At 70.2% G+C, this 10,308-nt stretch carries 9 protein-coding genes; 4 read left to right on the forward strand and 5 right to left on the reverse strand.

The window, feature by feature from the left end; translation table 11 throughout:
- The first annotated feature begins 195 nt into the window (after positions 1 to 195).
- Both ACTIGN_RS13430 and ACTIGN_RS13435 read left to right on the forward strand, forming a co-directional pair.
- Complete coding sequence (locus tag ACTIGN_RS13430) at positions 196 to 336, forward strand: hypothetical protein (RefSeq protein ID WP_167755083.1); 141 nt, start codon at positions 196 to 198, stop codon at positions 334 to 336.
- 163 nt (positions 337 to 499) lie between these two features.
- Positions 500 to 1,615, forward strand: coding sequence for a heavy metal-binding domain-containing protein (locus tag ACTIGN_RS13435; RefSeq protein ID WP_439624591.1), 1,116 nt, complete (start codon positions 500 to 502; stop codon positions 1,613 to 1,615).
- Between the two features lie 83 nt (positions 1,616 to 1,698).
- Here the strand turns inward: ACTIGN_RS13435 and ACTIGN_RS13440 are convergent, their stop codons facing one another.
- Entirely contained in the window at positions 1,699 to 2,898 is a 1,200-nt protein-coding gene (locus ACTIGN_RS13440; protein WP_439624593.1) for a nucleoside monophosphate kinase, read from the reverse strand.
- A 61-nt stretch (positions 2,899 to 2,959) separates the two neighbouring features.
- Here ACTIGN_RS13440 and ACTIGN_RS13445 point away from each other — a divergent pair, with 61 nt between their 5' ends.
- Positions 2,960 to 4,240, forward strand: a complete 1,281-nt coding sequence (locus tag ACTIGN_RS13445; RefSeq protein WP_439624595.1) for a threonine synthase — start codon at positions 2,960 to 2,962, stop codon at positions 4,238 to 4,240.
- 466 nt (positions 4,241 to 4,706) lie between these two features.
- Positions 4,707 to 5,324: a hypothetical protein gene (locus ACTIGN_RS13450; protein ID WP_439624596.1), complete on the forward strand. Its 618-nt coding sequence runs from the start codon at positions 4,707 to 4,709 to the stop codon at positions 5,322 to 5,324.
- 100 nt (positions 5,325 to 5,424) lie between these two features.
- On the opposite strand, the gene ACTIGN_RS13455 is transcribed toward ACTIGN_RS13450, so the two are convergent.
- The 4 genes from ACTIGN_RS13455 to ACTIGN_RS13470 form a co-directional block, all read right to left on the reverse strand.
- The gene (locus ACTIGN_RS13455) at positions 5,425 to 7,698 is read right to left on the reverse strand and encodes a site-2 protease family protein (protein ID WP_439624598.1); all 2,274 of its coding nucleotides are present in this window, start codon (positions 7,696 to 7,698) and stop codon (positions 5,425 to 5,427) included.
- A complete protein-coding gene (locus tag ACTIGN_RS13460; RefSeq protein WP_439624600.1) occupies positions 7,659 to 8,864 on the reverse strand; it encodes a 1-deoxy-D-xylulose-5-phosphate reductoisomerase in 1,206 nt (401 codons plus the stop codon). Before ACTIGN_RS13460 ends, ACTIGN_RS13455 begins: the two co-directional genes overlap by 40 nt.
- A gap of 224 nt (positions 8,865 to 9,088) precedes the next feature.
- Positions 9,089 to 9,421 carry a DUF6370 family protein gene (locus tag ACTIGN_RS13465; protein ID WP_439624601.1) on the reverse strand — a complete coding sequence of 111 codons (333 nt, stop codon included), beginning with the start codon at positions 9,419 to 9,421 and terminating at the stop codon, positions 9,089 to 9,091.
- Between the two features lie 200 nt (positions 9,422 to 9,621).
- Positions 9,622 to 10,107, reverse strand: coding sequence for a hypothetical protein (locus ACTIGN_RS13470; protein WP_439624603.1), 486 nt, complete (start codon positions 10,105 to 10,107; stop codon positions 9,622 to 9,624).
- Positions 10,108 to 10,308 lie beyond the last annotated feature (201 nt).

Consider the following 10,308-nt stretch of genomic DNA (forward strand, 5'->3'; position numbering starts at 1 on the left):
GTTCACGCTCACCCCTCGCTCGGCGCCCGGGCTCGGACCAGACCGCGGCCCTCTCGACTCCGGCCCCCTGTCCGCTGGGCGTGAGACGACCTCGGGTTGTGCGGGGCCTCATCTCCCCGCGGGCGCGCGATTGTTGCCGCTTTGTGCGCGACGATGGCGCGGCGCAGGGTACACTGGAATTATCAAGCACTCCGCTTGAGCACGCACCCCTGCGAGGTCCGCACCATGGCGAAGGGCAACAACGCGCAGAACAAGGACAAGAAGAAGGCCAAGGCCAACCCCAAGAAGGAAGCCAAGGACACCACGACCAAGCCGATCACGCCCAAGAAGAAGTAACGCGCTCGCGCTGCGGCCGCCGCGACCCCGCGGCGGCCGCTTCACTTCCCGGCACCACCCGCCGTTCCCACGCACCCGTTCGGCCGCGTTCTTCTCGTGCCTTCCGCCCCCCGGCGTGCTAGGGTGTGCGGGACCGACCCCACGCGCACCCAGGAGGTTCCCCGTGATCGTCAGCGGCCTGTCGGGCAACGAGATCTTCTGCTTGGCGGAAAAGGGCTGGGCCCCGGGCAGCATCGTCGTCGGCAACAGCGTCCAGTCGCTCGGCGTGCTCGGGAGCGTGTCGAGCGGGCTGAAGACGCTCGCCGGGGGCGAGATCGCCAACCTCACGCAGCTCATCAACGAGGGCCGGCACGCCGCGATCAACCGGCTCGAGAAGGAGGCCGAGGGGCACGGGGCGCACGGGGTCACCGGGGTCACGTCGGAACTCAAGACGCTCGGCGGGATGCGCGAGTTCATCGCCATCGGGTCGGCGGTCAAGGGGGCCGACTACCGCGGGCCGTTCTTCACCACCGCGTGCTCGGGCCAGGACCTGTACTGCCAGCTCGACGCGGGGTACGACCCGCGGCACTTCGTCATCGGGAACGTCGCCTACGCGCTGGGGGTGAGCCGGGGCGTGTTCGGGTTCCTCCGCGGGTTCGCCGGGGGCGAGGTGAAGGAGTTCTCCCAGATGTACAACCACACCCGGCACCTCGCGCTGGAGCGGATCGAGAACGAGGCCCGGGAGCGCGGCGCCAACGCCGTGGTGGACATCCAGACCGCGATCCTGCCCATCGGCACCGGGGCGCGCGAGATGCTCATGGTGGGCACCGCGTCGCACCACCCGGCGTTCGGCACCCCGGCCCGGCCGGTCACGTCGGAACTGACCGGCGAGGAGCTGTGGAACCTCACCAAGATGGGGTACGGCCCGGTGCGGCTGCTCCTGGGCACGTCGGTGTACTCGCTCGGGTTCGCCGGCGGGGTCGGCGCGTTCTTCAAGGGGCTGGGCCGCGGCGAGGTGAGCTCGGTCACGCAACTGATCTACAACGCCCGGGAGAACGCGCTGGCGCACATCGAGGCCGAGGCGTCCGAGATCGGGGCCGACGCGGTCATCGGCACCAAGGTGTTCATCTACGAGATGGGCGGCGGGTTCGTCGAGGTGCTGGCGATCGGCACGGCCGTCAAGAAGATGGAGGGGCTGGCGACGCAGACGCCGGCGCTGATCCCGCAGGCCATCGTCCGCGACCGCACCATGTTCCTCGACGAGACGCACAACACCGGCAAGCTCGACCGGCAGGGGTGAGGGCCGGCGAGCGGGGGGCGTGAGCCCCCCGAGTGAAGCGCGCGTAACCGAACTCGGGGGGCTCACGCCCCCCGCTCGCCAAATCAGTGCCCCCGGCGGATGTCGGACGGCGGGTAGCGGACGTCGATGCGGTACACCTTCTTGGTGCGGCAGGTGATCTCCCACGTCTCCGGGTTGATCCGCTCGGGCACCTCGACGCGGTGCAGGTCCACGGTCGCGAGGAACCCGCGCTCGGACAGCACGTCGATGACCATCCGCAGCGCGATCGGGTCGTCGAGCAGGCCGTCCTCGCTGTTGATCTGCGTGTGCCCGGACATCGCGTGCGCCCGGACGATGGGCACCATCTTCGTGTCGATGAACCGCAGCACCTTGCAGAACAGCTCCTTGCTCTCCTCCTCGTACTGCTCCAGCCGGCCGATCAGCTCCTGCCGGGCGTGCGTGGCGAGTTGCTGGGCGATCGGGATCGTCTGGATCAGGTCGTACACCTCGGGGCTGAGTTCGAGCGAGCTCTGGTACGCGAACTCGCGGATGATGTTCCGCTGCACCTCGGCGAGGTCGCCCTCGGCGTCCACGAAGTGGAAGTGGAAGATCTGCCGCAGCGACTGGAGCGCGTCGAACGTGGTGTCCTTGAACGTCTTGTACCGCTTGCGGCACAGGCCCACGTCGAGGTCGGTGGCCCGCTCCTCGAACAGGTCGGTCCCGCCCGACTCGCGGACCAGCCGGTTCCGCTCGCGGATCTCGCGGCCCCGCTTGAGCTGCCGCTGCACGCTCACGTCCTCGGACACGAACAGGAGCACGATGCGGAACATCGGCTTGCGGAACTCGCGGGCCAGCGGGGTGCCGCGGAACTCGGCGTGGAGCTGGAGCGTCGCGTGGTAGAACAGCTTCAGGCACTCGACCTGCGGCTTGGTCCGCGGGAACCCGTCGACGATGACCCCGTCGTGGTACTTCGGGTCGAGCAGCTCCTCGAGCAGCAGCCCGAGCACCTCGCGGTCCCCGACCATCTGCCCGGCGTTCTTCAGGGCCACCGCCTGCGGGGTGGTGAGGAGCGAGCTGATGACGACCGGCGGGGCGGTGATGTCGCGGGCGTCGGCCACGAACGGGGTGTTGGTGCCCTTGCCCGCGCCGGGCGCGCCGCCGAGCCAGATGAACTCGCGCGGGAACCGGAGCCGCTCGCGGCCGTGCCGCTCCTGGAGGTCGGACCACACGGCGTTGAAGATCAGTTGCGCGTCCTTGATCTCCAGGTCGGTCGGCTTTCGGTCCTTGTCGGCGTTGTCGCTCACAGTAACTCCGGTGTGCGGCGCGGGTCCCGCGGATCGTTCCCGTTTCCGTACTGTAATCGCCATGCCGCACTTTGTCTCCCACCTCGAAGCCGCGATTGACGGGACCGTGCTCCCGTTCGGCACCGTCGCGAACCTCCACAACGGCCGGCCCATCTGGGTCCGGTACGACCTCGACCGGGTCCGCGCGGCGGTCACCCCGGCCGACATCGCGACGCGGCCGCCGACCCTGTGGCGGTACCGCGAACTGCTCCCGCTGCCGGCCGAGGTCGAGCCGGTTACGCTCGGCGAGGGGATGACCCCGCTCCTGCACTGCCCGCGGCTCGGCAAGCAGCTCGGGCTCTCGAACCTGTACGTGAAGGACGAGTCGCAGTTGCCGACGGGCAGCTTCAAGAGCCGCGGGATGACGGCGGCCGTGAGCGTGGCGAAGTGGCTCGGCGTCACGCGGGTCGCCCTGCCGACCGCGGGGAACGCCGGCGGCGCGGCCGCGGCCTACGCCGCACGTGCGGGGATCGAGTGCTTCGTGTTCATGCCGCACGACACCCCGGTCGTCAGCCAGTTCGAGCCGCACCTGTACGGCGCGAAGGCGTTCCGCGTGAACGGCCTCATCAACGACTGCGGGAAGATCGTCAAGGACGGCACCGACCGCATGGGCTGGTTCGACCTCTCGACGCTCAAGGAGCCGTACCGCCTCGAAGGCAAGAAGACGATGGGCCTGGAACTGGCCGAGCAGATGGGCTGGGACCTCCCGGAGACGATCTTCTACCCGACCGGCGGCGGCACCGGGCTGATCGGCATGTGGAAGGCGTTCGCGGAGCTTCGCGAGTTAGGGTGGCTGTCCTCGGCGAACCCTGAGCGCCAGGGAGGGGGTGAGGCGCACCCCCTCCCTGGCGCTCAGGGTTCGCCCGGAATGCCGCGGCTGATCTCCTGCCAGGCCGAGGGGTGCGCGCCGATCGCGCGGGCGTTCGAGAGGGGCGAGCGGTTCGCGGAGCTGTTCCCGAACGCGCACACGGTCGCGAGCGGGCTGCGGGTGCCGGTCGCGGTCGGCGACTTCATGATCCTCGACGCGATCCGCGCCAGCGGCGGCACGGCCGAGGTGGGCGCGGAAGCGAAGATCGGCGCGTGGATGAAGCGCGCGAGTGCGGCCGAGGGGATCAGCGTCTGCCCCGAGACGGCCGTGTGCTTCGACGTGCTGGAGCGGATGGTCGCGGCCGGTCGCGTGAAACAGGACGAGCGGGTCGTCGTCTTCAACACCGGGGCCGCGCCGAAGTACCTGGAGGCGCTCCCCGCCGACCTCCCCCGCATCGACAAGGACCGGGTCGACTGGAGCCTGATCGCGGGGTGAGCCAATCCGGAGGCCGACCGTGTCCCCACTCGCACTCGTGCTGTTCGCGGTCGGTCTCGTCGAGACGGCCGAAGTGTCGCGAAGCCTTGAGTTGGGGCTCCGGGTCGTCGAGGCGTTCGAGCACGGACCGGTGATCGTGGAACTCTCCATCACCAACCGCGGAACGAAGCCGCTCTTCCTCAGTGAAACAAGTCACGACGGGTACGGCATCCTCGGGTTGCCTGAGCGATGGAAGCTCGAGCGGCGGGGCCGGAGGTTGGGTTGCCCGCTGTTGGGCTTCGACATTTTCCTGGACCCGGGAGCGACGTTCACGGAGCGCCGTGTGTTGCACCTCGATTTCCGATCTACGTTTCCGAGTGGCACGGGGGAGGTCGCGGTCCTCTGGCTGGTACGGGCCGCGGATGAGGTGCCCCTGCGTGGGACTCCGCGAACCCTCAGAGAACCGGGCCGGGAAATCGCACTCCCGGTGAAATCGTTCCCCGTCACCGTCACTCCCGCAACGTTCACCAACCGGTACGCCCTCGCCGCACGGCTCGAAGCCGAGTACGCCGCACTCCCGCCACCTTCACCCGATGACGCCAAATGGCGGAGGCCGTTTCGGACGTTCTGCGAGAAGGTCCGGAACGCTCCGCACCGGGAACTCGTTCCGCTCTTGTTGCGGTTGATGGAGCGGGTGCCGGTCATCGACGACTGGGACATGCGCGCCCTCCGGCTCGAACTGGTCCAGACGATCTTCGAGGCCGATCCCGCGGCCGCGCACCGACTGTTCGTGGACCGGCTACTCGCGGCACCGCCCCGGCCGCAATCCGCCGTCGCGTTCGAGATCTGGCGCGGTGCCCGGTACCAGCTCGACAACATCGTGGCCCGCATGTTCATCATCGCGGACGCGCGGTTCTACTTCGACCGCAGGTATCGGCCCTGGGAACCGCTGCGTGAGGTGATGAACCTGGCTCACTGGGCCGAGGAGTCAGCCCCGTACATCCTGCCGGACGCGGAACTGAAGCGCCTGGCCGGCGCGACCGACCCGGCCGTTCGCGAATTGATCCGCAAGACGTTCGACAACCGGCTCGGCCTCGGGAAGTAGGTGCCGTAAAGGCGAGCGGGGGGCGTAAGCCCCCCGAGTTCTTCTCACTTCACTTCGTGGTTCACTCGGGGGCTCACGCCCCCGCTCGCCGCACCTCACATCAGAACCAGCCGAAGAACAGCCGGCGGATGTCGAGCACCAGCACGAACACCATCAGCGACAGGATGAGCGCGAGCCCCACCCACATCGCGGCGGCGAACAGCCGCTCGGGCACCGGCCGCCCGAGGATCTTCTCCAGCAGCAGGAACACCATGTGCCCGCCGTCCAGCACCGGGATCGGCAGGAAGTTCACCACCGCCAGGTTCACCGAGATCATCCCGAGGAACAGCAGGAACTGCCAGAAGTCCTCGCCCGCGAACCGGTACGACACGTTCGCGATCGTGAGCGGGCCGCTCATGGTCTTCGCGCTCACCCGCCCGAACGCCATCGCGTACAGGTTCAGGTACACCACGCGGACGAACCGGGCCGTGCGCCACGCGCCGAGGCTGATCGCGTCGCCGATGTCGGTCGCCTTCTGGACGCGGACGTCGTAGGCCCACACGAGCCCGCGGTCGTCGGTCGGCCACCGCAAATCCTCGCGGCCCTCCAGCGGCACCTCCTCGACCGCCCCGCCGTCCTTCCGCTGCACCTTGAGGTCGACGCGGAACGGCGGGCGGCTCTGGAACGACGCCTCGGCGAACGCCCACTGGTTCGCCTTCAGCTCCTCCCACTCGCCGGCCTTCTCGGCCCCGTCCGCGGTGGCCGTCTTGAACCGCACCGCGGTCACCGTGTCGCCGGGGTTGAGCTTGCCCGCGGCCGGGCCGCTCGGGTCGGCGTCGAACACCACGGCGTCCACCCAGTACGCGAGCCCCAGGCCCCCGAGCGGGGTCGGGCTGTTCGGGAGCACCACCGTCTCGCGGTCGTACCGGTACGCGGCGTCGTAGGGCACCGCCAGTTCGGCCGTCGCCTTCTCCTGGTGCCCCTCGCGGCGGAACACCTCCACCTTCACGGTGCGGTTCGCCTCCTTCGCCGCCTCGACGCGGTCGAACCACTTCTTGAGTTCGAGCGGCAGCAGCACCGGGTCGAGCTTCTGCACGGTGACGCCCGGGTCGGCGTTCTTGATCTCGCCGGCGGCGAACCACGTCTGCTTGCCGCCCGGCTCGGGGAGCTTCACCGTCTTGATGACGTCGCCCTGGTTCGGCTGGTCCTCGGACCACGCGAGCACGCCCGCGGCCTCGGCCGGCCCGCCCCGGCGGAGCGCGACCACCTTGCCCATCTGCATCCGCACGCCGAGGTCGGCGCGGTACGCCGGTTGAACAACGGAGTCGAGCGTCTGCCCGCCGCGCTGCACCCGCAGCGTGACCGGTTGCCCCGCGAGGCGGACCATGCGGCGGTAGAAGTCCTCGATGTCCGGGCCGGCGTCCGGGGCGCGGGGGTCCGGCTTGATCGGGGTGATCTGGTCCGGCTTGTCCGGGTCGGTCATCGCGACGAGGCGGTCGCCGCCCTCGAGCGGCACCGAGGCGCTGGCGGCGGGGCTGCCCGGAACGACCGGCTTGAACCCGGGCTGCTTCAGCGACAGCAGCGTGAGCCGCGACGGCGGGGTGACGCCGAGCGTGGGGAACCGCGCGCCCTCGTCGCGGAGCGGCTCGGGCGTCAACTCGACCGGGGTCGTCTGCCCGGCGTGGACCACGACAACGGGCACCTGCTCGCCCTTCTGCGAGGCCATCACGATGGGCCGGATGTCGTCGAAGTACGGGCTCTTGCGGGAGCCGATCTGCACGATGTCGTCGTCGGCCCGGATGCCGACCCGCCACGCGGCGCTGCCGCTCTCGACGGTGCCGACCACGGCCGGCTTCTCCTGCACCCCGTGCAGGTACGCGGCGACGAAGCACGCCATGCCGAGGATCAGGTTCATGACCACGCCGGCGGAGATGATGAGCATCCGCTGGCCCACGGTCTTCTTGCGGAAGCTCCGCGGGTCCTCCTCGCCGTCGTCCTCGCCCCCGTGGTCCCCCTCGCCGATCATCGACACGTACCCGCCCAGCGGGATGATGCCGACCATGTACGTCGTCTCGCCCCACTTGTACGAGCAGAACGGGACCGCCGGGCCGAACCCGATGCTGAACGTCTTGACGTGGACGTCGCACCACTTGGCCGCGAGGAAGTGGCCGAGTTCGTGGATGAAGATGATGAGGCCCAGGCCGAGCACGACCTTCAGCGTGTCGATCGGGTCGAGGTACCGGACCACGAGGGCGACGGCGACGACCGTGATGACGAGCGAGACCGCGTTCTCCCGCACCCACGACTTGAGCGCGGACACCTCGGCGGAGTGGTCGCCCGGGGCCGGGGTCGGGGTCACGGGCACGGGGTCACCGGCGTTCGGGTTCGCGTCCAACTGGCTACCTCCTGCCGCGCCCACCGGTCGAGCGCCAGGAGGCGCTCCAGGGTGGGCCGCGGGTCGAAATCGTGAGCGTCGAGAACGGCCCGGCAGCACCGGGCGATGTCCGTGAAGGCGAGGGTGTTCGTGAGGAACCCGGCGACGGCCGCCTCGTTCGCGGCGTTGAGCACCGCCCCGCAGGTGCCCCCGCGGGCCGCGACCTCGAACCCGAGGGTCAGCGCCGGGAACGTCTCGGGGTCCGGTTGCTCGAACGTGAGGGCCGAGAGCGTGCGCCAGTCGAGGCGCTTGGTGGGGCCGGGCACGCGGAGCGGGTGCAGGAACGCGAGCTGGATCGGCAGCCGCATGTCCGGCGGCGAGAGCTGGGCCAGCACCGACCCGTCGGCGAACTCGACGAACGAGTGGACGACCGACTCGGGGTGGACGATGACCGCAATCTTCTCGGCCGGCAGATCGAACAGCCACCGGGCCTCGATCACCTCCAGCGCCTTGTTCATGAGGGTCGCGGAGTCGACGGTGATCTTCGGCCCCATCTGCCACGTCGGGTGCTTGAGCGCCTGCTGCGGCGTCACCGAGGCGAGGTCGGCGGCCTTCTTGCCGCGGAACGGGCCGCCGCTCGCCGTGAGCACCACGCGGTCCACGTCGGCCGCGGTGTGCCCGGTCAGCGCCTGGAACACAGCAGAGTGTTCGCTATCGACGGGGAGTAATTTCGCGCCGCGCCGCGCGGCGAGTTCCATCACCAGCGGTCCGCCGACGACGAGCGTCTCCTTGTTCGCCAGCGCGACGGTCTTGCCCGCGTCGAGCGCCGCCCACGTCCCGCTCAGGCCCGCCGCGCCGACGACCGCCGACAGCACGACGTCCACATCGGGCTCGGACACGAGCCGCTGCACGGCGTCCGGGCCGCCGAGGAGCTGTGTTTCGCGGGGGAACGCACTGCGGTCGGCGCGATCGAACGCGGCCTCGTCGATGAGGACGGCGAACCGCGGCTTGAAGGCGTGGCACTGCTCGGCGAGTTGCTCCCACTTCGAGTGGGCGGCGACGCCGACGAGTTCGAGGTGTTCGGGCAGGTGGCGGATCACGTCGAGGGCGCTGGTGCCGACGGAACCGGTGGACCCGAGGACGGCGACCCGCCGGGGGCGTGCGGGCCTCGGGTGTGTGTGAACCATGACGCGCTACCAGCGGACGCGGGCTCGGCCTCTGACGGTACCGGGCATTGTACGACCGCGGCGAACGCGCGAACAAGGCGGATGGCGCAGTGGGCGCGGCGAGCCGGGAGCGTCAGCGACCGGAGTCCACGCAAACGCAACCCTCCGGTCGCTGACGCTCCCGGCTCGCCGTGCGGCTGGCAACCTCGATCACCAGCCTGTGCGGAGCGACATTGGTCCCTCGGTCACTTCTTGGTCTCGACCTTCGTGGGCTTGATGGTCTTCTTGCCGTCCTTCTCGGTGACGGTGCCGGTGACGGTGACGCCCTCGACCGCGTCGCCGCCGCACGCGCCCTCGTGGTACGCTTCCTTCGCGCCGGTGTCGTCGAGGTAGTAGTTCACCACCTTGTCGCCCTCCTTCACCTGGAGGACGTTGGTGCACTTGGCCGTTTCCTTGAGCTTGCACTTGCCGCACACGAGGCTGCCGGTGAGCTTCACTTCCTTGTCGGCGGCGAGGGCGGCGGCCCCGGCGGCGAGGGCGCTGGCAACGGCGACGGCGGCGAACATGGCACGGATCATCACGGATCTCCACTGGAAACAGGAACTGGACCGGGCGGGCGCGGCCGCACCGTGCGGCCGGCGGGACCCGGGGTCTCGGTCGCGTCCGCGGGGCGCAGAACCGCACCGCGGAACGTCCACTCTCGTGGTTCGGGATCGCGGGGCCGGTGCCCCGCGCTTGTGTGTTTGCTTGCGAACGTGAGCGAAGGCGCGCGGCGGCGCTAACAGGTGAGCCGCGCCAGGGAGAGGAGCAGGTGCACGGGCGGAGCCGCGGGCGGCGCGCGGAACGCGCGCGCCGCGGTGTGCGGGGACGCGGCCGACACGGGCGGGGCCGGGGACTCCGACGCGGCGACGTCATCGAGGTCGGGCGTCGCAGCGGCCGGGGGAACGGGCTCGGGAGGGTGCGGTCCGCAGTCGCACGCGACGCACCCGCACGCGGCTTGCGGCGCGCGTGAGGTCGGGGCCGGTTGCGGATCGGCGGCCGGCGGTTCGCAGCAGCAGCACGCCTTGCCGCCCGGCTTCGGCGGGCAGCACGCGTGCTTCGCGGCCGGCATCTGCGGCCCTTGCGATTCAGCGGGAACGGCTTGCGGGTGGATCGGAGACGGGATCGAACAGGCGCACGCCCGGACGGGGAGCGTGACGCCGATCGCGGTCGAGGCCGCGATCAGCAGGCACAGCAGCGCTCGGGTTGTGCGTGCGATCCGCATGGCAAGGATCGTACCCGCCCGCGGCCGCCGCGGTCAACCCACAACGGCCGCGGGCGGCGGCCACGGGGTCGCCGCCCGACGCAGACAACTCGGCCAGTGCCGAACCAAGTCCGAACCAACGAGCGGCCCGGCCGTCTGATACCAGGTCCGATGGAACCGGACCCGTGGTGGACGGGTCCGAGCCCGAGCGCCGAGCGAGGG

This window comes from Gemmata sp., from assembly GCF_051859125.1.
Taxonomy (GTDB): Bacteria; Planctomycetota; Planctomycetia; order Gemmatales; family Gemmataceae; genus Gemmata.